General features: G+C 67.6%; 23 protein-coding genes and 1 riboswitch. Of the genes, 12 read left to right on the plus strand and 11 right to left on the minus strand.

What is annotated here, in order from left to right; genetic code table 11:
• Positions 1 to 36 precede the first annotated feature (36 nt).
• A complete protein-coding gene (gene mhpT, locus N0B71_RS11815) occupies positions 37 to 1281 on the plus strand; it encodes a 3-(3-hydroxy-phenyl)propionate transporter MhpT (RefSeq protein ID WP_259759061.1) in 1245 nt (414 codons plus the stop codon).
• Between the two features lie 170 nt (positions 1282 to 1451).
• On the plus strand, positions 1452 to 2702 hold the full coding sequence (locus N0B71_RS11820) for an OprD family porin (RefSeq protein WP_259759062.1): 1251 nt from the start codon (positions 1452 to 1454) through the stop codon (positions 2700 to 2702).
• A gap of 268 nt (positions 2703 to 2970) precedes the next feature.
• On the opposite strand, the gene mapR is transcribed toward N0B71_RS11820, so the two are convergent.
• Both mapR and ccoG read right to left on the minus strand, forming a co-directional pair.
• The gene (gene mapR, locus N0B71_RS11825) at positions 2971 to 4380 is read right to left on the minus strand and encodes a GntR family transcriptional regulator MpaR (protein ID WP_259759536.1); all 1410 of its coding nucleotides are present in this window, start codon (positions 4378 to 4380) and stop codon (positions 2971 to 2973) included.
• A gap of 86 nt (positions 4381 to 4466) precedes the next feature.
• Positions 4467 to 5876, minus strand: a complete 1410-nt coding sequence (gene ccoG / locus N0B71_RS11830) for a cytochrome c oxidase accessory protein CcoG (RefSeq protein ID WP_259759063.1) — start codon at positions 5874 to 5876, stop codon at positions 4467 to 4469.
• Positions 5877 to 6221: 345 nt separating this feature from the next.
• Here ccoG and N0B71_RS11835 point away from each other — a divergent pair, with 345 nt between their 5' ends.
• The 4 genes from N0B71_RS11835 to N0B71_RS11850 all read left to right on the plus strand — a co-directional run bounded on the left by N0B71_RS11835 (position 6222) and on the right by N0B71_RS11850 (position 10426).
• A complete protein-coding gene (locus N0B71_RS11835) occupies positions 6222 to 7886 on the plus strand; it encodes a nitrite/sulfite reductase (protein ID WP_259759064.1) in 1665 nt (554 codons plus the stop codon).
• On the plus strand, positions 7883 to 8461 hold the full coding sequence (locus tag N0B71_RS11840) for a DUF934 domain-containing protein (protein ID WP_259759065.1): 579 nt from the start codon (positions 7883 to 7885) through the stop codon (positions 8459 to 8461). The genes N0B71_RS11835 and N0B71_RS11840 overlap by 4 nt, the downstream gene beginning before the upstream one ends.
• Positions 8462 to 8601: 140 nt before the next feature.
• Entirely contained in the window at positions 8602 to 9486 is an 885-nt protein-coding gene (locus N0B71_RS11845; RefSeq protein WP_259759066.1) for an NAD(P)-dependent oxidoreductase, read from the plus strand.
• Complete coding sequence (locus N0B71_RS11850) at positions 9479 to 10426, plus strand: NAD-dependent epimerase/dehydratase family protein (protein WP_259759067.1); 948 nt, start codon at positions 9479 to 9481, stop codon at positions 10424 to 10426. The genes N0B71_RS11845 and N0B71_RS11850 overlap by 8 nt, the downstream gene beginning before the upstream one ends.
• On the opposite strand, the gene N0B71_RS11855 is transcribed toward N0B71_RS11850, so the two are convergent.
• The 6 genes from N0B71_RS11855 to N0B71_RS11880 form a co-directional block, all read right to left on the minus strand.
• Complete coding sequence (locus tag N0B71_RS11855) at positions 10407 to 10763, minus strand: SirB2 family protein (protein WP_259759068.1); 357 nt, start codon at positions 10761 to 10763, stop codon at positions 10407 to 10409. The genes N0B71_RS11850 and N0B71_RS11855 overlap by 20 nt on opposite strands.
• Before the next feature lie 57 nt (positions 10764 to 10820).
• A complete protein-coding gene (locus tag N0B71_RS11860; RefSeq protein ID WP_259759069.1) occupies positions 10821 to 11540 on the minus strand; it encodes an OmpW/AlkL family protein in 720 nt (239 codons plus the stop codon).
• A gap of 135 nt (positions 11541 to 11675) precedes the next feature.
• Positions 11676 to 12194, minus strand: coding sequence for a DUF3299 domain-containing protein (locus N0B71_RS11865; RefSeq protein WP_259759070.1), 519 nt, complete (start codon positions 12192 to 12194; stop codon positions 11676 to 11678).
• A gap of 23 nt (positions 12195 to 12217) precedes the next feature.
• Positions 12218 to 13483 carry an ABC transporter permease gene (locus N0B71_RS11870; RefSeq protein WP_259759071.1) on the minus strand — a complete coding sequence of 422 codons (1266 nt, stop codon included), beginning with the start codon at positions 13481 to 13483 and terminating at the stop codon, positions 12218 to 12220.
• 2 nt (positions 13484 to 13485) lie between these two features.
• A complete protein-coding gene (locus N0B71_RS11875; protein ID WP_259759072.1) occupies positions 13486 to 14193 on the minus strand; it encodes an ABC transporter ATP-binding protein in 708 nt (235 codons plus the stop codon).
• Between the two features lie 15 nt (positions 14194 to 14208).
• Entirely contained in the window at positions 14209 to 14787 is a 579-nt protein-coding gene (locus tag N0B71_RS11880) for a DUF2796 domain-containing protein (protein ID WP_259759073.1), read from the minus strand.
• A 130-nt stretch (positions 14788 to 14917) separates the two neighbouring features.
• On the opposite strand from N0B71_RS11880, the gene N0B71_RS11885 reads away from it, so the two are divergent.
• Positions 14918 to 15271, plus strand: coding sequence for a hypothetical protein (locus N0B71_RS11885; protein ID WP_259759074.1), 354 nt, complete (start codon positions 14918 to 14920; stop codon positions 15269 to 15271).
• Positions 15272 to 15381: 110 nt separating this feature from the next.
• Here the strand turns inward: N0B71_RS11885 and trxA are convergent, their stop codons facing one another.
• From trxA to N0B71_RS11900, 3 genes are all read right to left on the minus strand, one after another.
• Entirely contained in the window at positions 15382 to 16251 is an 870-nt protein-coding gene (trxA, locus tag N0B71_RS11890; RefSeq protein WP_259759075.1) for a thioredoxin, read from the minus strand.
• A gap of 217 nt (positions 16252 to 16468) precedes the next feature.
• Positions 16469 to 17125, minus strand: coding sequence for a class I SAM-dependent methyltransferase (locus N0B71_RS11895; RefSeq protein WP_259759076.1), 657 nt, complete (start codon positions 17123 to 17125; stop codon positions 16469 to 16471).
• Positions 17122 to 17577: a YbaY family lipoprotein gene (locus tag N0B71_RS11900; protein ID WP_416789268.1), complete on the minus strand. Its 456-nt coding sequence runs from the start codon at positions 17575 to 17577 to the stop codon at positions 17122 to 17124. Before N0B71_RS11900 ends, N0B71_RS11895 begins: the two co-directional genes overlap by 4 nt.
• Before the next feature lie 149 nt (positions 17578 to 17726).
• Here N0B71_RS11900 and nrdR point away from each other — a divergent pair, with 149 nt between their 5' ends.
• The 5 genes from nrdR to ribH all read left to right on the plus strand — a co-directional run bounded on the left by nrdR (position 17727) and on the right by ribH (position 22126).
• On the plus strand, positions 17727 to 18191 hold the full coding sequence (gene nrdR, locus N0B71_RS11905) for a transcriptional regulator NrdR (protein ID WP_259759078.1): 465 nt from the start codon (positions 17727 to 17729) through the stop codon (positions 18189 to 18191).
• Complete coding sequence (ribD, locus tag N0B71_RS11910; protein WP_259759079.1) at positions 18188 to 19288, plus strand: bifunctional diaminohydroxyphosphoribosylaminopyrimidine deaminase/5-amino-6-(5-phosphoribosylamino)uracil reductase RibD; 1101 nt, start codon at positions 18188 to 18190, stop codon at positions 19286 to 19288. The genes nrdR and ribD overlap by 4 nt, the downstream gene beginning before the upstream one ends.
• A gap of 122 nt (positions 19289 to 19410) precedes the next feature.
• Positions 19411 to 19573: riboswitch (FMN riboswitch) on the plus strand.
• Between the two features lie 154 nt (positions 19574 to 19727).
• Entirely contained in the window at positions 19728 to 20396 is a 669-nt protein-coding gene (locus N0B71_RS11915) for a riboflavin synthase (protein ID WP_259759080.1), read from the plus strand.
• A 16-nt stretch (positions 20397 to 20412) separates the two neighbouring features.
• Complete coding sequence (gene ribBA, locus N0B71_RS11920; RefSeq protein WP_259759081.1) at positions 20413 to 21519, plus strand: bifunctional 3,4-dihydroxy-2-butanone-4-phosphate synthase/GTP cyclohydrolase II; 1107 nt, start codon at positions 20413 to 20415, stop codon at positions 21517 to 21519.
• A gap of 130 nt (positions 21520 to 21649) precedes the next feature.
• Positions 21650 to 22126 (plus strand): 6,7-dimethyl-8-ribityllumazine synthase, encoded by a 477-nt coding sequence (ribH, locus tag N0B71_RS11925; RefSeq protein ID WP_259759082.1) that lies wholly within the window; start codon positions 21650 to 21652, stop codon positions 22124 to 22126.
• Positions 22127 to 22150 lie beyond the last annotated feature (24 nt).

Raw genomic sequence — 22150 nt, forward strand, 5'->3', positions numbered from 1 at the left:
CGGCCGGTTGATCATTACAAGAATAAGGAATGACCGATGAAAACTGCCTCCCCGTCCGCGCTCGTCCCCGAGCGAGATAGCGCCGGCCACAGCGCCTGGCTGACCATTTCCCTGTGCTTCATCGTCGCCGTGCTCGAAGGCATCGACTTCCAGGCACCCGGCATCGCCGCGCCCGGCATGGCCCAGGCCTTCGCCATGGACAAGCTGCAGATGGGCTGGGTGCTCAGCGCCGGCATTCTCGGGCTGCTGCCCGGCGCCCTGTGCGGCGGCTGGCTGGCTGACCGCATCGGCCGCAAATGGGTGCTGATCGGCTCGGTCGCGTTGTTCGGCATCTTCTCCATCGCCACCGCCCACGCCTGGGACCTGCCCAGCCTGCTGGGCGCCCGCCTGCTGACCGGCGCGGGCCTGGGCGCCGCGCTGCCGAACCTGATCGCACTGTGCTCCGAAGCGGCCGGCGAGCGCCTGCGCGGCATCGCCGTGAGCATGATGTATTGCGGCGTGCCGCTGGGCGCGGCGATGGCCGCACTGGTCAGCATCGCCGGGGTTTCTGCCGACTGGACGCTGGTCTACTACGTCGGCGGCTTGCTGCCATTGCTGGTCCTGCCGCTGCTGGCGATCTGGCTGCCGGAGTCGGCCGTGTTCCTGGCGCGCCGCCGCGAACGCAAAAGCCCGGCGCAGCAGGCGCCCGCGGTCTCGGTGACGCAAGGATTGTTCAAGGACGGCAACGCGGCGCCGACCCTGCTGCTGTGGCTGGCCTATTTCTTCACGCTGATGGTCGTCTACATGCTCATCAGCTGGCTGCCGAGCCTGCTGGTGGGCCAGGGCTTCAGCCACGCGCAGACCGGTTGGGTGATGTTCGCCCTGCAGATCGGCGCCCTGGTGGGCACGCTGATGCTCGGCGTGCTGATGAATCGCCTGCGCCCGCTGGCGATCTCCGTACTGATCTACCTGGGGCTGCTCTGCGCGCTGGCCGGTCTGGGCCTGGCCGAGGCATTCGCCAGCATGCTCCTGGCGGGCTTCGCCGCCGGCCTGTTCGCCACCGGCGGCCAGGGCGTGCTGTATGCGCTGGCGCCGCTGTTCTACCGCACCGAAGTGCGCGCCACCGGCGTGGGCTCCGCGGTGGCGGTCGGCCGCCTGGGCGCCATGAGCGGCCCGCTGGTAGCCGGCAAGATGCTGGCGCTGGGCACTGGCGCCGCCGGCGTGATGCTGGCCTCGGCACCGGGGCTGGTCGCCGCCGGCCTCGCGGTCTACTGGCTGTTCCATCGCCGCCACCAGGCCTGATCGAACCGGGGCCTTTCCATGGACACCAGCGCCGAACCCGGCGCTGGTGCCTGACCTCATCCAGCAAACCCGAATGGTTTCTGCGCTCCGCGTGACGAGTCCCCACGCGGTAGCCGCCGCATGCCTTTGGCGACTCAACCACATAAAAATAATGATCGGAGAACTGATCAATGGGAGCAATCACTCACCGCGTCACCATGGCGCTGTTGGCCGCCGGTCTCAGCACCGGCGCCAGCGCGGCGTTTGTCGAGGACAGCTCGGCCAACCTGCAGATGCGCAACTTCTACTTCGACCGCGACTTCCACGACGGCCCGGGCCAGTCCCAGGCGCAGGAATGGGCGCAGGGTTTCATCCTGCGCATGAAGTCCGGTTACACCGACGGCCCGGTCGGCTTCGGCCTGGATGCCACGGGGATGGCCGGCTACAAGCTCGATTCCGGCCCTGGCCGCAGCGGCACCGGCCTGCTGCCGAGGGACCCGCTGACCAAGGAGCCGGCCGACGAGTACAGCAAGTTCGGCCTGGCCGCCAAGGCGCGCTTCTCGGCCACCGAGTTGCAGTCGGGCACCCTGCAACCGATGTTGCCGGTGATTCTGGGTGTCCCTTCGCGGCTGTTCCCGCCGCTGTTCCGCGGCACCTACCTGCGCTCGCAGGAGGTCGAGGGCCTGACCCTGCATGCCGGGCACATGGACCGCATCAAGCTGCGCGACTCCACCGACTACGAGCCCATGCGCATCAGCAGCCCCAACGGGCGCTTCAAGGCCAGCGCCGAATCCAACTCGTTCAACTTCGTCGGCGCCGATTACGCCTTCAGCGAAAACCTGACGGGCACCTACTACTACGCGCAACTGAACGACCTTTACCGCCAGCACTACCTGGCACTGCTGCACTACCAGCCGCTGGGACCGGGCAAGCTCAAGAGCGACCTGCGCTTCTTCGACAGCAGCGAGCAGGGCAGCGCCCGCGCCGGACAGGTGGACAACCGCACCGCCAACGCCATGTTCACCTACCTGTGGGGCGCCCATTCGCTCGGTGTCGCCTACATGCACCTCAGCGGTGACACGGCGCTTCCCTATCTCGCCGGCACCGACGTCAACGTCAATACCGAGGGCGCGCTGACCTCCGAGTTCGTCAACCCCCATGAGCGTACCTGGCAGGTGCGCTACGACTACGATTTCGCCGGCCTGGGCATTCCCGGGCTGCGGGCCATGGGGCGCTACATCAGGGGCTCGGATATCGACCTGCCTATCACCAATGGCTCAGGCAAGGAGCGCGAGGCGGGCGTCGAGCTGGCCTACGTGATCCAGTCGGGCACCTTCAAGGGGCTGGGAATGCGCGTGCGGCAGGCGTCCTATCGCAACGACTTTTCCCGCGATTTCGACGAGACGCGGGTCAACCTGGATTACACCCTGAGCCTCTGGTGAGCAGGCGGCCCGCCGGTGACCTCCGTCGCGGGCGGGCCCGTCATGCCAGCCATTGCTCCGCGCGCGGCGCCAGGCCGCGGCGCAAGTACCAGCGCACCCACAGGTGCACGCCAAGTGCGGCGCACACGGTGAGCAGAATCATCAGGCCTTCGGCATCCATGGCAGCCTCCCTCGTCCGGGTTTCCTGGCTCATAGGGTAGGCCTGCGACAAAGCGCCGCATAGGTACAGAGCGTTGCTGAATGTGCGGATCAGTGTCCGCACATCGCGCTACAGCGAGTGGATGATCCGCCCGAGGGTTTCCATCGCCTGTTCGCTGGCGGTCGTCCAGGGGTGGCCGTAATTCAGCCGCAGGCAGTGGCCGAAGCGTCGCGTGGCGGAAAAGATCGGCCCCGGCGCGAGGCTGATGCCCTGGGCGTGGGCGAGTTGGAACAGCTTGAGCGCGTCGATGTGCTCGGGCAGCTCCAGCCACAGGAAGTAGCCGCCGCTGGGCCGGGTGACGCGGGTGGCGGCGGGGAAGTGCCGGGCCACCGCGGCGAGCATCGCGTGCTGCTGGCTTTCCAGCGCGTGGCGCAGTTTGCGCAGGTGCCTGTCGTAGCCGCCGTGCTGCAGGTAGTCGGCGATGGCCGCCTGGGCCGGCACCGAGGCCGACAGGCTGGTCATCAGCTTGAGCCGCTCGATCGGCTCGGCATAGCGCCCGCCGGCGACCCAGCCGACCCGATAGCCCGGCGCGAGACTCTTGGAGAAGGAGCTGCAATGCATCACCAGCCCCTCGCTGTCGAAGGCCTTCACCGGCTTGGGCGCCTGGGCGGCGAAGTACAGTTCGGCGTAGACGTCGTCCTCGATCAGCGGCACCTGGTGCCGGGCCAGCAGGGCGGCGAGGGCGCGCTTCTTGTCCTCGGCCATGCTCGCTCCCAGCGGGTTCTGGAAGTTGCTCATGAACCAGCAGGCCTTGATCGGCAGGCGCGCGAGGCTGTCGGTGAGCACGTCCAGGTCGATGCCCTCGCGCGGGTGCACGGGAATTTCCACCGCCTTGAGCTTCAGGCGTTCGAGCACCTGCAGGCTGGCATAGAAGGCCGGCGCCTCGATGGCGACCAGGTCGCCCGGCTGGGTGACCACCTGCAGGCACAGGTTCAGCGCTTCCAGCGCGCCGTTGGTGACCACCAGCTCCTCCACCGGCAGCGGCATGCCGCCGACCATGTAGCGCAGGGCGATCTGCCGGCGCAGCGCGTGGCTGCCCGGAGCGAGGTCGGCGACCACCGAACGCGGGTTCATGTCGCGCACGGCGTGGGCCATGGAGCGCGCCAGGCGCGGCAGGGGGAACAGCTCCGGCGCCGGGAAGGCCGAGCCGAAGGGCACGGTGTCCGGGTCCTTGATCGAGCTGAGCACCGAAAACACCAGTTCGCTGACGTCCACCTCGGTGGTCTGTGCGTCGTGGCGGGCGATGTCCGGCTCGGCCAGGGCGCGCTGCACGTGCTCGCGGACGAAGTAGCCCGAGCGCGCGCGGGCGACGATCAGCCCACGGTCCTCCAGCAGGTAATAGGCCTGGAACACCGTGGAGGCGCTGACCCCGTAGGTGCGGCTGGCATGCCGCACCGAGGGGACCTTCTGCCCGGGAGCGAGCACACCGCTGCGGATCAGGCCGGCGATCTCGTCGGCGAATTTCTCGTAGCGCTTCATCTTGTCCTGCACGGCGGCCTGGGGGGCGGAAGAATCCGCCCACTCTAGGCGCTGCGCCGAGGTCACGCCAAGCTCCCTGGCCATGCTCAGCGTCTCGGCGAGACGAAGGTGCTGGCGGCGTCGATGGCTTCGTTGCCGTCACTGACCCTGAAATGCAGCGGCACCGAGCCACCGGCGCTGCTCTGCGCTTCACGGGCCACCGACACGGCGAAGTCGCGGATCTCGCCCGGTTGCAGCCTCAGCTCCGGCACGCCCTGCAGGCGGTAGCCGGCGCCGTCGGCGAGGCTCAGCTGGTAGTGCTGCGGCTGCTGGGTCTTGTTGATCAGCTTGAGGTTGTAGATGTTCTCGATTTCGCCGGCGGCATTCTCGCGGAACAGGCCGCGGTCGCGGGCCACGTCGAGGTTGATCAGCGGCCGTGCTTCCAGCGCCCAGACGAAGGTGCCGATCATCACCAGCAGCACCGCCGCGTAGCCGACCAGACGCGGGCGCAGCAGGTGGGTCTTGCCGCCTTCGAGCGCGCGTTCGGAGGTATAGCGCACCAGGCCACGGTCATAGCCCATCTTGTCCATCACCGAGTCGCAGGCGTCGACGCAGGCGGCGCAGCCGATGCAGGCGATCTGCAGGCCGTCGCGGATGTCGATGCCGGTGGGGCAGACCTGCACGCACTGGAAGCAGTCGATGCAGTCGCCCAGGCCGAGGGCCTTGGGATCGGCGTCCTTCTTGCGCGCGCCACGGGATTCACCGCGCGCCGCATCGTAGGAAATGATCAGGGTGTCCTTGTCGAACATCACGCTCTGGAAGCGCGAGTACGGGCACATGTGGATGCACACCTGCTCGCGCAGCCAGCCGGCGTTGGCGTAGGTGGCGGCGGCGAAGAAGGCGACCCAGAAGGTGCTTTCCAGGTCCAGCTTCAGGGTGAACAGGTCCGCCACCAGCGGCCGTACCGGCGTGAAGTAGCCGATGAAGGTGATCGCCGTGACCAGGCTGATCAGCAGCCAGAGGCCATGCTTGGCGCTCTTGCGCAGGACCTTCTCGACGCTGGCCGGGCCGGCGTCGCGCTTCATGCGCTGGTTGCGGTCGCCCTCGGTGACCTGCTCGGCCCACATGAAGATCCAGGTCCACACGCTCTGCGGGCAGGTGTAGCCGCACCACACGCGCCCGGCGAACACCGTGATGAAGAACAGGCCGAAGGCGGCGATGATCAGGATCGCCGAGAGCAGGATGAAGTCCTGCGGCCAGAAGGTCGCGCCGAAGATGTAGAACTTGCGCTCGGGCAGGTCCCAGAGCACCGCCTGGCGGCCGTTCCAGTTCAGCCACAGAGTGCCGAAGAACAGCAGGAACAGCAGGCCGCCGCCCAGGCGCCGCAGGTCGCGGAAGCGCCCGGCGAAGCGCTTGGTGTAGACCGTCGGGGTGACCGCGGAGAGCGGCTTGGACGGCGGGGTGAAACGTTGCGGTGCGTCGATCTCGATGACCTTCGCGGGGATTCTTTCGCTCATTGTCGTGGCCCATCAGGCAGAAGAGGCGCCGCGACTGTACGAATCCGTCTGCACCCGAAACAGATTCAGGTTCGCCGGAAAAAACCATATCAGATGCCGAAAAACGCCGTGGCCCGCGACGCCACGGGGCTGGCGCGCTGCGCCCCGCAGCGACTGATCGGGCCTGTTGCGGCAACCGGTCGCAGGCCCGCCGCGGCAGGGCCGCGCCGTATCTGATCCGGTTTTTCCCGCGCGATCTGCCGCTGTTTTGCACAGCAGGCCCCGGCCATAGTTCGGTCAACCCTGAAGTAGCGCGCTCGACGACAGAAGCAGGCCGCTACGCAACGTGCCGAAGGTGGCCTGGCGATGTACCGATACGATGATTACGACCGCGCGTTGGTGCGCGAACGGGTGGCGCAGTTCCGCGACCAGGTGCAGCGGCGCCTGAACGACGAATTGAGCGAGGAGGAATTCCTGCCGCTGCGCCTGCAGAACGGCCTGTACCTGCAGAAGCACGCCTACATGCTGCGGGTGGCGATTCCCTACGGCACCCTGTCCAGCGCGCAGATGCGCACCCTGGCCTGGGTCGCCCGCGAGCACGACCGCGGCTACGGCCACTTCACCACGCGGCAGAACATCCAGTTCAACTGGGTGGAACTGGCGCGCGTGCCGGACATCCTCGAGCGCCTGGCGGATGTCGAGATGCACGCCATCCAGACCTCCGGCAACTGCGTGCGCAACATCACCACCGAAGCCTTCGCCGGCGTCGCCGCCGACGAGGTCCTCGACCCGCGGCCGCTGGCGGAAATCCTCCGCCAATGGTCGACGGTGAACCCCGAATTCCTCTTCCTTCCGCGCAAGTTCAAGATCGCTCTCTGCGCCGCCGAGGAAGACCGCGCGGCGGTGATGATGCATGACATCGGTCTCTACCTGCGCCGCGCCGAGGACGGCGAGCTGCGCCTGAAGGTACTGGTGGGCGGCGGGCTCGGGCGCACGCCGATGCTCGGCCAGGTGATCCGCGACGACCTGCCTTGGCAACACCTGCTGTCCTATGTCGAAGCCATCCTGCGCGTGTACAACCGCCACGGCCGGCGCGACAACAAGTACAAGGCGCGGATCAAGATCCTGGTGAAGGCGCTGGGCATCGAGGCGTTCGCCCGCGAGGTGGAGGAGGAGTGGCAGCACCTGCGCGATGGCGAGGCGCAACTGACGCGGGACGAATACGAGCGGGTCGCCGCCGCCTTCGAGCCTCCAGTCTATGCCCATTCCGACGAGCTGGCCTACGGCTGCGCGCTGGCCGCCGACGCGGCGTTTGCCCGCTGGGCCTCGCGCAATGTGCGTCCGCACCGCGTGCCGGGGTATGCCAGCGTGGTGCTGTCCACCAAGCCGGGCGCCGAGGCGCCGCCGGGGGACATCACGGCCGAACAGATGGAGTGCGTGGCCGACTGGGCCGAGCGTTTCGGCTTCGGCGAAATCCGCGTGGCCCACGAGCAGAACCTGGTGCTGCCGGACGTGCGCAAGTCCGACCTCCACGCCCTCTGGCGCGAGGCCTGCGCCGCGGGGCTGGGCACGCCGAACCAGGGGCTGCTGACCGACATCATCGCCTGCCCCGGCGGCGACTTCTGCGCCCTGGCCAACGCCAAGTCGATCCCCATTGCCCAGGGCATCCAGCAGCGCTTCGAGGACCTGGACTACCTGCACGACCTGGGCGAACTCAGCCTGAACATCTCCGGCTGCATGAACGCCTGCGGCCACCACCACATCGGCAACATCGGCATCCTCGGCGTCGATAAGAACGGCAGCGAGTGGTACCAGATCACCCTGGGCGGCGCGCAGGGCGCGAAGAGTGCGCTGGGCAAGGTGATCGGCCCGTCGTTCAGCGCCGCCGAGGTGCCGGACGTGATCGAGGCGCTGGTGCAGACCTACGTGGAACAGCGCGGCGCCGGCGAGCGCTTCGTCGAGACGGTGGAGCGCATCGGTCTGGAGCCCTTCAAGGCGCGGGTCTATCGCCAGGCGGAGGTGCCGGCATGAAGAATGTGATTCGCCTGCGCGATGGCGTGGCGGAAGTGGCGGCGGACGATCCCTGGCAGCTGCTGCGCGAGGTATCAGGCGAACTTCCGACCGGTCACCTGATCCTGCCGCTGAAGGAGTGGCTGGCTGGTGCTCCCTGTAGGAGCGAGGGGGACGCCATCGTTATTGCTCGCGAGCAGAACTCCCCGGCAACTGCGCAGCTGGGCGGTTCGCGAGCAAACTCGCTCCTGCAAAAGCATGGCGTCTGGTTATCGCCGGATGATGATCCTTACCAACTGGAGGGGCTGATGGACCCGTTGCCCCTGATCGCCATCGACTTCCCCAGCTTCCGCGACGGCCGCGGCTACAGCCTGGCCTATCTGCTGCGCAGCCGCCTGGGCTGGTGCGGCGAGTTGCGTGCGGTGGGCGATGTGCTGCGCGACCAGTTGGCCCACTTGCGCCAGTGCGGTTTCGACGCCTTTGCGGTGCGCGAGGACAAGTCCGTGGAGGACGCGCTGAAGGGGCTGGCGGGCCTGAGCGTGCTCTACGGCCGCTCGGCGATCGAGCCGCGTCCGCTGTTCCGCCGACGCACCTAGCGGGTCACCGCTTCGTGCGTCCAGGGCTGCAGCGGGTCGGCCAAGCTTGACGCTGTGCCGGGGCGCAGGAAAAATGCGGGCATCATCCCCGGCGCCGTGCGCGCCGGCGGTAACCCACGGATTCGAGTGACCCCCCGAATATGCGCATGCGCCTGATGCTGTTGGGTGGCGGTAATGCCCTTGGACAGGCGCTGATCCGCCTTGGCGCCGAGGAAGACATCGGCTTCCTCGCCCCCCGGCCGCCCGAACAGGGCTGGGACGCGTCCAGTCTTACCGTCCTGCTGGACGAAACCCGCCCCGACGCGGTGATCAACCTCGCCTACTACTACGACTGGTTCCAGGCCGAGTCGGTCGACGCCGCCCGCCTGACCAGCCAGGAGCGCGCGGTGGAGCGTCTGGCCGAGCTGTGCCAGCACCATGAGATCCTGCTGATCCAGCCGTCCAGCTACCGCGTGTTCGATGGCGCCCGCGCCACCGCCTACAGCGAGAAGGACGAGCCGCTGCCGCTGGGCCCACGTGGCCAGGCGCTGTGGCGCATGGAGCAGTGGGTGCGGGCGACCTGCCCGCGGCACGTGCTGCTGCGTTTCGGCTGGCTGCTGGACGACAGCGCCGACGGCGTGCTCGGCCGCTTCCTCGAGCGCGCCGAGAAGGAGCAGGTGCTGTTCCTCGCCGATGACCGGCGCGGCAACCCGACCCCGGTGGACGACGCCGCGCGGGTGATCCTGTCCGTGCTCAAGCAGCTCGACTGCCAGGCGCCGCTGTGGGGCACGTACCACTACGGCGGCCTGGAAGCCACCACCACCCTGTCCCTGGGCCAGGTGGTACTCGGCGAAGCCCGCGCCTTCCATACCCTGGCCGTTCAGGAGCCGAGCCCGCAGGCCCACGCCGCGCGCCCGGACGCCGGCGACGAACCGCAACATGCGGTGCTCGCCTGCAAGAAGATCCTCCATACCTTCGGTATCAAGCCGCGCGCCTGGCGCGCCGGCCTGCCCGCCCTGCTGGACCGTTACTACCGCCATGTCTGATCGTCTATCCCCCTCCGCGCAGCCCATCCTCATCACCGGCGGCGCGGGGTTCATCGGTTCCCATCTGGCGGACGCGCTGCTGGCGCAGGGTTTTGCCGTGCGCGTACTGGACGACCTGTCCACCGGCAAGCGCGAGAACCTCGATCCCCGCGTCGAGCTGATTGTCGGCAATGTCGCCGATGAAGCCGCGCTGCGCGGCGCGCTGCACGGTTGCCAGGGCGTCGTGCACCTGGCGGCCATTGCCTCGGTGCAGGCCTCGGTGGAAGACCCGGTGGGCACCCACCGCGCCAACTTCATCGGCACCCTGAACCTCTGCGAGGCCATGCGTCAGGAGGGCATCCAGCGGGTGTTGTTCGCCTCCAGCGCGGCGGTCTACGGGCAGAACGGCGAAGGCACCGCCATCGACGAGGACGTGGTCAAGGCTCCGTTGACGCCCTATGCCGCGGACAAGTTGGCCAGCGAGTACTACCTCGATTTCTACCGCCGCGAGCATGGCCTGGAGCCGGCGATCTTCCGCTTCTTCAACGTCTACGGCCCGCGCCAGGATCCGTCCTCGCCGTATTCCGGGGTGATCAGCATCTTTGCCCGGCGCGCCGAGCAGGGCCTGCCGATCACCGTGTTCGGCGATGGCGAGCAGACCCGCGATTTCATCTATGTCGGCGACCTGGTCAAGCTGCTGGTGACGGCGCTGCTGGCGGATGAGGTGGCTGAGTCGGCGATCAATGTCGGCCTCGACCAGTCCACCAGCCTCAACCAGTTGCTCGCCGAGATCGGCAAGCTGACGGGCGGGCTGCCGGCCATTACCTACCAGCCGGCGCGCCACGGCGACATCCGCCACTCCCGCGCCGACAATCGCCGCCTGCTGGCGCGCTACAACCTGGATGCGCCGACGCCCCTGGCCGAGGGCCTGGCGCAGTTGATCACCACCAGGGTTTGTTGACCGCCAGATAGAAGACGCTGGCCAGCGAACTCAATGCCAGCGCACTGAGCACGGCCTTGCGCGGTTTCGATGCGCTGCGCAGCGCCAAGGCCGCCAGCACGATGTAGAGCACCAGCAGGCCGATCTTGACCTGCAGCCACACCGGCAGCGGCCAGGGCATGGCCAGGTGTACCAGGCCCAGCGCACTGAGCAGCAGCAGGGTGTCGACCAGATGGGGCAGGCCGCGTTGCCAGCCCGAGGAGCGCTTGCCCCACCAGCTCAGCCCCAGGCGCAGCAGGAAGAGCAGGGTGCTGATGATCGCCAGGCTGACGTGCAGTGCTTTGAGTTCGAGGTACATACCGGTTCCCTGAAAGTGAAAAAGGCGCCCTTGGGCGCCTTTTTCCTGTTTGCTCCGTCAGAAACGGTAGCCGAAACCAACCATGTAAACCCAGGGGTCGACGTCAACGTCGACTTTGGTTTTCTGCACGCCCAGTGCAGTCGGGCCGTTGACACTGGCCTTGGTGTCGATGTCCATGTACCAGACCGCGGCGTTGACGAAGGCGTGTTCGTTGAGCATGTAGTCCATGCCCAGTTCGGCGGCCAGACCCCAGGAGTCCTGCAGCTTCAGGTTGCTGAAGCCCTGGTCCTTGCGGTTGCTGGCCAGGTCTTCGTCGAAGAAGGTGGTGTAGTTCACGCCCAGGCCGCCGTAGGGCTGGAAGGCAGAGCTGGTACCACCCATGGGGTAGTACTGCAGCAGGACGGTCGGCGGCAGTTGCTTGATGTCGGCGAGCTTGCCGTCCAGCCCAGTCAGGCCAGTGGCGCGGTTCAGGCCTTTCACGTCAACCTGGTGCTTGAACGGAGTGGCGGCGACCAGCTCGACACCGATTTTGTCGGTGAGCAGGTAGGCGAAGGTCAGGCCCAGTTGGGTGTCGCTGTTGACGGTGGCTTTGGTGCCGCTGACTTTGGCGCCGTCGAGCTTGATGTCGGAGCTGCTGTCATCGGGTGCCACGGTGGCAATACCGCCGCGTACCAGGAAATCGCCAGCCTGGTGACCACGGATGTCAGCGGCCTGGGCGGCGATGGGGGCCGCAACGGCCAGGGAAAGCAGAGAGGCGGTGAGCCAGGACTTACGCATGATGAGCTCCAATATCTCTTTGGTATAAGTGTTGGTGCTCAGAATAGTAGAGAGCACTAAAAGCGCACTTTTGACCTGGCTCAATAAAGTCCACAGACGGCACCCGGGCAAGGTGTGCGGCGAAGTGCCGCACCTTCACTGTCCGGTGTATTCGTAGGGTTCGATGCTGCTGGCCTGCATCTGGTAGCCGGCCTCGGCGAGGTCGCTCTCCACTGCCTTCACGCTCAGCGTGCCGATGATCCAGAACGGCTGGTAAAGCTCGTCGACTTTTACCCCCTTGCCGCCTCGAACATAAACGATCTGGTTAGACGGCGGCGGCGGCACGTGAATGCAGGCGCCGTAGTAGGGCACCAGCAGGAAGTCGCGTACGGTCTGGCCGTCCTCTTCCACCTCCAGCGGCACGATGTAGCCGGGCATCTTCACTTCCTGGCCGTCGAGTTTCTGCACCACCGGGGCATGGGGCGTCTGCTGCTTCACCGCCGGGCCGCTCTCCGCATTGAGCACGTCGGAGAGCTTGGACATATCGTGCAGCGGCACGGGCGGTGGGGGCGGCGGCGCGCCCTCGGGAATCAGCTCGGGCCAGGTCAGCTCGCGCGGCGCCGCCCAGACGGTGGCGCTGGTGGCGAGCAACAGCAGAAACAGCAGGCGACGCATGGGGCTTCCTCGCAAGGGCCGGCTCAGAGGCGGATCGACAAGCCATCGGCCAGCGACTGCCGATAGGCGCGCCACGCCGGTACACAGCCGATCAGCAGCGCGGCCAGGAGTATGCCGCCCAGCAGCGTCCATTCATAGGCGCTGGGCAGCGCCAAAGGCAGGAAGATGCCGTAGTTCGCCTGCACATAGGCCTGGCTGCCGCCGATGCCGGCGTACAGCAGGCCGACGCCCAGCACCACGCCAGCCAGCGCCAGGGCGAAGGCTTCCGCCACCAGCAGGCTGAAGATGTGCCAGGGCCGCGCGCCCACCGAGCGCAGGATGGCCATTTCGCGGCGGCGCTCGTTGAGGCTGGTGAGGATCGCCGTGAGCATGCCGATCAGGCCGGTCAGGACGACGAACAGGGAGACCACGAACAGCGCCTTCTCCGCCGTGCCCATCAGCCCCCACAGCTCCTGCAGCGCCACGCCCGGGAGGATCGCCATCAGCGGCTCGCCGTCGTACTCGTTGATCTGCCGCTGCAGGGTGAAGGTCGCCACCTTGCTCTTGAGGCCCAGCAGGAAGGCGGTGATCGCCTTGGGCTGCAGGTCCATGGTGCGTGCCTGGTCCTCGCTGACGCGGTCGGCGCCGCGCGCCGGGACGCCGTTCTTCCAGTCGACGTGCAGCGCCTCCATGCCCTGCAGCGAAATGTGCAGGGTGCGGTCCACCGGCGTGCCGGTGCGCTTGAGGATGCCGACCACGGTGAACGGCTTGTCGTCGTGCTGCACCAGACTGATGGTGCTGACGCCATGGGCGAGAACGATCCTGTCGCCGAGCTTGTAATGCAGTGCCTGCGCGACCTCCGCGCCGAGCACCACGTCGAACAGGTCCTGGCCGAACGGCCGGCCCTCGGCCAGCTCCAGTGTCTGCCCGCGGCCGAAGCGGTAGTGCTCGAAATAGCCCGTGTCGGTGCCCATCACGCGGTAGCCGCGGTGCGAGTCGCCCAGGGAAATCGGGATCGCCCATTTCACCAGCGGGCTGTGGGTGACCGTCTCGTAGCTTTCCCAGCGGATGTTGTTGGTGGCGTTGCCGATGCGGAACACCGAGTAGAGCAGCAGGTTCACCGACCCGGAGCGCGCACCGACGATCAGGTCGGTGCCGGAAATGGTGCTGGCGAAGCTGGCCTTGGCCTCGGTGCGCACGCGCTCCACCGCCAGCAGCAGGCAGGCGGAGAGGGCGATGGCGAAGATGGTCAGCCAGGCGGTGAAGCGGCGGTTGGACAGGCTGGCGAGTGCCAGGCGCAACAGGTACATGCTCAGATTCCCGGGGCGCGGGTGGCGCGGTTGAGGTCGGCGAGGGAGACGCTGCGGTCGAACAGCGGCGCGAGGCTCTGGTCATGGCTGACGAACAGCAGGCTGGCGCCAGCCTCGCGGCATTCGGCGAACAGCAGCTGGAGGAAGGCTTCGCGGGCGTCGGAGTCCAGGGCCGAGGTCGGCTCGTCGGCGATCACCAGTTCCGGCTGGCCGATCAGTGCGCGGGCGGCGGCAACGCGTTGCTGCTGGCCGATGGACAGGCTGTCGGCGCGGCGCTCGATCAGCGTGGCGTCGCCCAGGCCCAGGTGGCTGAGCAGGGTTTCCGCAGCCCTGGCGACGCTGCCATGGCGCAGCGTCGCTCGCTCGGACCGGCTGCGCGAGAAGTGGCAGGGCAGCTCGACGTTCTCGCGCACCGAGAGGAACGGCAGCAGGTTGAATTGCTGGAAGATGTAGCCGGTGTGGTCGACGCGAAAGTGATCGCGGCGCGCCGGCTTCATCTGCGCGATGTCCTCGCCCAGCAACTTCACGCTGCCACGCTGCGGGCGCTGCACGCCGCCGAGCAGGCCGAGCAGGGTGGTCTTGCCACTGCCGGAGGGGCCCTTGAGGAACAGGGTTTCGCCACGGGCCAGCGCGAAGGCGGGGATGTCCAGCAGCTCCGCCTGGCCGGGCCAGGCGAAACCGAGGTTGTCGAGTTCGAGCAGTGCGGTCATTTCAACGAGTCGGTATCAGAAGTTCAGGGTCGGGTTGGCGGCGGTCAATTCTGCACCTTGCTGGCCGCTCGGGCCGATCAGTTGTACCTGAATCTTCTGGGTCGCCGGGAAGCGTTTGAACAGCGGCGCGAAATCGAGGCTGGCCAGGTCCTGCGGCTGGGCGCAGGTCAACTGGTAATGAGCGTCGATGTCGGCGTGGTGATGGCCTTCGTGCTCGTCGTGGTCGCCGTCCGCGTGCTCATGGTCATGGTCGTCCTCGGCCTTGGGCGCGTCGCCGAACAGCGGGCTGGAGAGTTCCACAGACTGCACGGCGCACTTGGCCGACGCGGGCAGGGCGAGCAGTTGCAGCGGCTGCTTGAGCTGCGCCTGCACGGCCGCGACGGTCGCCTTGTCGGCGTCGCTGGTGGCGGCGTGCTCGAAGCCGACGAAGTTCATCGCCGGGCTGTCCATCTCCAGCTCCAGGGTCTTGCCGTCGAGGGCCACGTTGAGTTGGGCGACGCCATGCTCGTGCTTGCCGAGGCTGCCGTGTTCATGTTCGTCGTGGGCGTGGGCGGCGATGGGCAGCAGGGCGACGGCGAGGAGCAGGGGGCGCATGGGGAAACTCCGGAGTGGTGAATGATTTTGTTACGTTATAACAGATTAAATATTAACGCCAGCTTAGCGTTCGTTTGGCGTCGCGCCGATGGCATGGGAGCATGCGCGAAAGGCCGCGAGGAGAAGGGCGATGCTGAGAATCAAGGGCACCATCGGCGACTGGCCGGTGGACCTCACCGTGGAGATGGACGACGCCGACTGGGCGCGGCTGGCGCAAAGCCTGCCGGCTGCCGCCGTGGCGCCTGCGGCCGCTGCTGAGCCGCCAGCGGCTGCCGGCGCGCCGGTGGATCAGCTGTGGCTGGCGGCACAGGACCTGCTGCGCCGCAGCGGCAGCAGCGAGGGGCCGCAGCTGCTGGACGAGCTGGCGGCGCTGGCGGGCAGTTCAGGTGCGGCGAAGGGGTTGCTGGTGCGCCTGCGGCACAGCCCGAAGGTGAAGATCGAGGTGCGCGAGGGCGTGCAGGTCTTCAACTGGGTCGAGGAGTAGAAGCTTTTCGTAGGAGCGAGCTTGCTCGCGAACAGCCGCTGCGGGATTGGGTTCGCGAGCAAGCTCGCTCCTACAAGGTCGATTTCCCGCCGCGAACGACGGTGGATCGATCAATACAACACGTTCGCTAGCTTGCGCCGGTAGGTGATCACCAGCGGGTGGTCGTTGCCCAGCAGGTCGAATACCTGGACCAGCGTCTTGCGCGGCAGGTCCTCGCCGTAGCTGCGGTTGCGCACGAACAGCTTGAGCAGGGCGTCCAGCGCCGCCTCGTATTGCTGGCGGGCCAGTTGCTGGATGGCCAGCTGGTAGGTGGCTTCGTCGTCATTGGCGTCGGCGGCCAGGCGGGTCTTCAGCGCGGCGGCGTCGGGCAGGTCGGCCGCCTGGCGCAAGAAGGTCAGCTGGGCCTTGGCGGCGGCCAGCGCCTGCTTGTGTTCGTCGCTCTTCACCGCGTCGAGCACGGTCTCGGCCTCACCCAGCTCGCCGCGCTCGGCGAGGCAGCGGGCATAGAGGATCAGAGCGGCGGCGTTGGTGTTGTCCTCGCCCAGCAGCGCTTTCAATTGCGCTTCGGCGTCGGCGAAGCGGCCCTCGTTGAAGGCGGCCTGCGCCAGCTCCAGCGGATTGCCGGCGGCCGGGGCGGGCGGCTGGACGTGCTGTTCGAGCATCTGGCGGATCGCCGATTCGGGCTGCGCGCCGGCGAAGCCGTCCACCGGCCGGCCGTCCTTGAACAGCACCACGGTGGGCAGGCTGCGGATGCCGAAGCGCATCACGATGTCCTGCTCGACGTCGCAGTTGACCTTGGCCAGCAGCAATTCGCCCTGGTAGGACTCGGTGATCTGCGCCAGCAGCGGCATCAGCGCCTTGCACGGCGCGCACCAGTCGGCCCAGAAGTCCACCAGGACCGGCTTGTGGAAGGAGTTCTCGATGACGACCTGATCGAAGTTGGCGATGCTGGCGTCGAAGATGTAGGGCGTATCGCTCATGGGGAGTCTCGAATCGAGTGGGGCGATGAAGGTGGTTGCCACTATAAGTGGGGGCGCGGCCTGACGGAAACAACCCACACGCTGGCGCCGGCATTCCCTGTAGGAGCGTCCCATGGACGTGATCGAGGGCATGGCCCGCTCCTACAAGGGCACACCGGTCAGGCACTGAGCGTAGGAGCGGACTGCGTCCGCGATCGATCCACCCGCTGCGCCGAGGTCAGCCACGTTGCGCGTGGTACAGGCTCACATGGCGGAATTCGGCCGGCTCGGCCAGGTCCGGCCAGGTGCAGCCGTCGAGTATCCCCAGGCGCTGGTAGAGCGGATGGCTGAAGTCGCGGACCCGCGAGTCGGCCACCAGGGCTTCGCGGCCGCGGCTGAGGAACTCGTCCAGCAGCGGCAGGTTGGCGCGGTCGTAGAGCACGTCGGCGACGATGATCAGATCGAAGCGGTCCTCCTCCTGGAAGAAGTCCGCCGAGTAGGTCAGCTCCACGCCATTGAGCTCGGCGTTGGCGCGGCACGCGTCCAGCGCCAGCGGGTCGAGGTCGCACGCCACCACTTCGGCGGCGCCGGCCTTGGCCGCGGCGATCGCGGCGATGCCGGAGCCCGCGCCGAAATCCAGCACGCGCTTGCCGCGCACCCAGTCGGGCCGTTCCGCCAGCCAGCGCGCCAGCACCAGGCCGCTGGCCCAGCAGAAGCACCAGTAGGGCGGCTCTTCGAGGATGCGCCGGGTTTCGTCGGGGCTGAACGCGCGGTCCATGTTCTGCGCGTCGATCAGCCAGAGGCGGATGTCGGTGCCGGGCAGGGTTTCCGCGCTCAGGCGTGCATCGCCCAGCAGTTCGCCCAGGGCCCGCTGCAGGGACAGCGGCGGCGTCACGGCGCGCGTTCCACGCGCAGTTCGCCCAGGGCGCGGGTTTCCGGCTGGGTGATGCGTACCGGTGGCAGGCGCCAGGCCAGTTGCCCTGACTGCGAGACGCGGCCGTGCAGTTCGACGCGGGCGCCGGCGGGGAAGGATTGCGGGTTGAACACCACGCGGAACGGCAGGGCCTGGCCGGTGGCGATCATCTTCTCGCTGGACAGCAACTGTTGCGGGCGGTCGCGCTGGTCGATCACCAGCAGCGCCAGCTCCACTTCGCTGCCCGCCGGCAGGAAGCCCTGGGCACTGCTGAGCTGGCCGGTGAGGGCGCGCATATTGGCCGGCACCGGCGCGTCCAGCGGCGATGACGATCGCTTCGAGACGGCAGCCGGCGGCGTGGCCGGCGCGGGCTTCTCGCTGGCGCAGGCGGCCAGCAGTACGGTCAGGGACAGGCAGAGCAGGCGGGCAAACATGGCGGACTCCATCGCGGCAGGTTCCAGGCGGGCGCCTGTATAGCCTAATGCCTGCGGCTTGTCTCGTGGGAGCGGGGTTTATTCGATCAAGCGATGCGCTACCATGAGGCTCTTATCTATTCCTCCGACAAGACTGCCCAAGACTCGCCATGCATTGTCCTTTCTGCGGCGCCCACGACACCAAAGTCATCGATTCGCGCCTGGTCGCCGAGGGCGACCAGGTTCGCCGGCGCCGCGAGTGCCTGGCCTGCGGCGAGCGTTTCACCACCTTCGAGACCGCCGAGCTGGTCATGCCGCGCCTGATCAAGCAGGACGGCAGCCGCCAGCCCTTCGACGAAGACAAGCTGCGCGCCGGCATGCAGCGCGCGCTGGAAAAACGCCCGGTGAGCATCGAGCGGCTGGAGGAGGCGCTGGCCCACATCAAGCACAAGCTGCGCGCCACCGGCGAGCGCGAGATCAAGTCGCGGGTGCTGGGCGAGCTGGTCATGGCCGAGCTGCAGAAGCTCGATGAAGTCGCCTATATCCGCTTCGCCTCGGTGTACCGCCGCTTCCAGGACCTCAACGAGTTCCGCGAGGAAATCGAGCGCCTGGCCCGCGAGCCGTCCAAGGAATGAGCGAGGTGGACGAGTTCTGGATGGCCCGCGCCATTGAGCTGGCGCGCAAGGGCTGGTACACGACCCATCCCAACCCTCGTGTGGGCTGCGTCATCGTCCGCGATGGCGAGGTGGTCGGCGAAGGCTGGCACGTGCGCGCCGGCGAGCCCCACGCGGAAGTCCACGCCCTGCGCCAGGCCGGCGACAAGGCTCGTGGCGCCACCGCCTACGTCACCCTGGAGCCCTGCAGCCACTTCGGCCGCACGCCGCCCTGTGCCGACGCGCTGATCGGCGCCGGTCTCGCCCGCGTGGTCGCCGCCATGCAGGACCCGAACCCGCAGGTCGCCGGCAGCGGCATGACACGCATCGCCGAGGCGGGCATCCAGATTCGCTGCGGCGTGCTGGAGAGCGAAGCCCGCGCGCTGAACGTGGGCTTCCTCAAGCGCATGGAAACCGGTCTGCCCTTCGTCCGCGTGAAGCTGGCGATGAGCCTGGACGGCCGCACCGCCATGGCCAGCGGGGAGAGTCAGTGGATCACCGGCCCCGCCGCGCGCCGCGCCGTGCAGCGTCTGCGCGCGCAGTCCAGCGTGGTGCTTTCCGGCGCCGATACCGTGCTGACCGACGATGCCCGCCTGACCGTGCGCCCGGCCGAGCTGGGCCTGGACGCCGAACAGACCGGGCTGGCCGCGCAGCGCCAGCCGTTGCGCGTGCTGATCGATGGTCGCCTGCGCGTGCCGCTGACCGCCACCTTCTTCCAGGCTGGCCCTGCCCTGGTGATCAGCACCCGCGACGACCCGAACTACGCCGTGGTCGGCCACGAACTGCTGAACCTCGCCGGCCTCGATGGCCAGGTCGACCTGGCGGCGCTGCTGAGCGAACTCGGCCGCCGTGGCATCAACGAAGTGCTGGTGGAAGCCGGCCCGCGCCTGGCCGGCGCCTTCGCCCGCCTCGGGCTGGTGGACGAATACAGCATCTTCATGGCGCCCAAGCTGCTCGGCTCCTCCGCGCGCCCGCTGCTGGAGCTGCCGCTGGAGCGGATGAGCGAATCCCGCGAGCTGAAGATCGTCGACATCCGTGCGGTGGGGGACGACTGGCTGGTCACCGCCAGACCGCTGTGATGGCGCGGCGGGGCTTGGGTGCCTGGCTTGCCGGCGGGCGCGGAGCGATCAATAGGAAGCTTCCGACTTGCGCCCGCCTGTGGTAAAACGCCACACGCGGTCGATGCTGTAACGACCGCGATTGACGTTCTCAGGGCGGGGTGCAAGTCCCCACCGGCGGTAATGGCGCGCAACGCGTCTAGCCCGCGAGCGCCTGTCCAGACCGGTTCGCCGGATGGCCAGGGTCAGCAGACCCGGTGTGATTCCGGGGCCGACGGTAATAGTCCGGATGAAGAGAGAACGGGATGAGCCATCGGGGCGTGCCTGCGCGCGCCCGTGAAATCCCTTCGATCGAGACGCCCTGTTTTTTAACCAAAACAGGAGTTCGCCACATGCACCATCGTTCCCAGTTGGCTACGCGGCCCTGCCGGCCAGCGGCCTTCGCCGTGCGGGAGGCCCCATGTTCACCGGCATAATCGAATCCATCGGCACCATTGCGGCCATCACCCCCAAGGGCGGTGACGTACGCCTGTACGTGAAGACCGGCAAGCTCGACCTCGCCGACGTCAAGCTCGGCGACAGCATCGCCGTCAATGGCATCTGCCTGACGGCGGTGGACCTGCCCGGCGACGGCCTCTGGGCCGACGTCAGCCGCGAGACCCTGGCGCGCACCGCCTTCGCCCAGCTCAAGATCGGCAGCCGGGTGAACCTGGAAAAGGCCCTGACCCCGACCACCCGCCTGGGCGGCCACCTGGTCAGCGGCCACGTCGACGGCGTCGGCGAGATCGTCAAGCGCGAGGAAAACGCCCGCGCCATCCAGTTCACCGTGCGCGCTCCGCGCGAGCTGGCCAAGTACATCGCGCTCAAGGGCTCGATCACCGTGGACGGCACCAGCCTGACGGTGAACGCGGTCAACGGCGCCGAGTTCGAGCTGACCATCGTCCCGCACACGGTGCAGGAGACCATCATGGCCGACTACCGCGGTGGTCGCCTGGTCAACCTCGAAGTGGACCTGCTGGCGCGCTACCTGGAGCGTCTGCTGCTGGGCGACAAGGCGGCGGAACCCGCCGCTGGCGCTGGCGGCATCACCGAAGCATTCCTGGCCGAAAACGGCTTTCTGAAACACTGATAAGGCTCGTCCCCGTATGGCACTCAACAGCATTGAAGAACTGCTCGACGACATGCGTCAGGGCAAGATGGTCATCCTCATGGATGACGAGGACCGCGAGAACGAAGGCGACCTGATCATCGCCTCCGAGTGCGTCCGCACCGAAGACATCAACTTCATGGCCCGCTTCGCCCGTGGCCTGATCTGCATGCCGATGACCCGCGAGCGCTGCGAGCGCCTGGGCCTGCCGCTGATGGTGCAGCGCAACGGCTCCGGCTTCGGCACCAAGTTCACCGTCTCTATCGAGGCCGCCGAAGGCGTCACCACCGGCATCTCCGCCGCCGACCGCGCCCGCACCGTGCAGGCCGCCGCGGCGAAGAACGCCGTCGCCGCCGACATCGTCAGCCCCGGCCACATCTTCCCGCTGATGTCGCAACCCGGCGGCGTGCTGGCTCGCGCCGGCCATACCGAAGCAGCCTGCGACCTGGCGCGCATGGCCGGGTTCGAGCCGTCCGGGGTGATCTGCGAGATCATGAACGACGACGGCACCATGGCCCGTCGCCCGGAACTGGAAGAGTTCGCCAAGCAGCACAACATCAAGATCGGCACCATCGCCGACCTGATCCACTACCGCCTGATCCACGAGCGCACCGTCGAGCGCCTGGCCGAGCAGAAGCTGGACACCGAGCTGGGCCAGTTCAACCTGATCACCTACCGCGACTCCGTGGAAGGCGACGTGCACCTGGCGCTGACCCTGGGCAACGTCTGCCCCGAAGAGCCGACCCTGGTGCGCGTGCACAACCCCGACCCGCTGCGCGACCTGCTGATGGTCAACCAGGCGGGCCGCTGGAGCCTGCGCGCGGCCATGGCCAAGGTGGCCGAGGCCGGCTCCGGCGTGGTCCTGCTGCTGGGCCACCAGGTGGGCGGCGACGACCTGCTGGCGCATGTCCGCGAGATCACCAACACCCCGGCGCCGGTGCAGAAGCCGACCACCACCTACAGCACCGTGGGTGCCGGTTCGCAGATCCTGCGCGACCTGGGCGTGCGCAAGATGCGCCTGATGTCGGCGCCGATGCGCTTCAACGCGATATCCGGTTTTGACCTGGAAGTTGTAGAATATCTGCCCGCTGACGGGCAGCACTGATTGCGCACGACGCACTCGGTACTCCCCGAATGAACCTCGCCGCCGTGCCCTGGCACGGCGGCGCCGTTCTTCTACCCTATTTGCGGAGCGCCACGCTGACGCTCCGGCTCTTTAACAGTGAGACTTGCCCATGACCCTGAAGACCATCGAAGGTACCTTCATCGCCCCCAAAGGCCGCTTCGCCCTGGTGGTTGGCCGCTTCAACAGCTTCGTGGTGGAAAGCCTGGTGGAAGGCGCCATCGACGCGCTGGTGCGCCACGGCGTTGCCCAGGACGACATCACCGTGATCCGCGCGCCGGGCGCCTTCGAAATCCCGCTGGTGGCGCAGAAAGTCGCCCAGCGCGGCGAGTTCGACGCCATCATCGCCCTCGGCGCGGTGATCCGTGGCGGCACCCCGCACTTCGAATACGTAGCCGGTGAGTGCACCAAAGGTCTGGCGCAGGTTTCCCTGCAGTTCGGCGTGCCGGTCGCCTTCGGCGTGCTGACTGTCGACTCCATCGAACAAGCCATCGAGCGCTCCGGCACCAAGGCCGGCAACAAAGGCGCCGAAGCTGCCCTGTCCGCCCTGGAAATGGTGAGCCTGCTGTCGCAGCTGGAGGCCAAGTGAGCCAGGACAGCGGCACTCCGGCAA

It is taken from the genome of Pseudomonas sp. GCEP-101, assembly GCF_025133575.1.
In the GTDB taxonomy this organism is placed as follows: Bacteria; Pseudomonadota; Gammaproteobacteria; order Pseudomonadales; family Pseudomonadaceae; genus Pseudomonas; species Pseudomonas nitroreducens_B.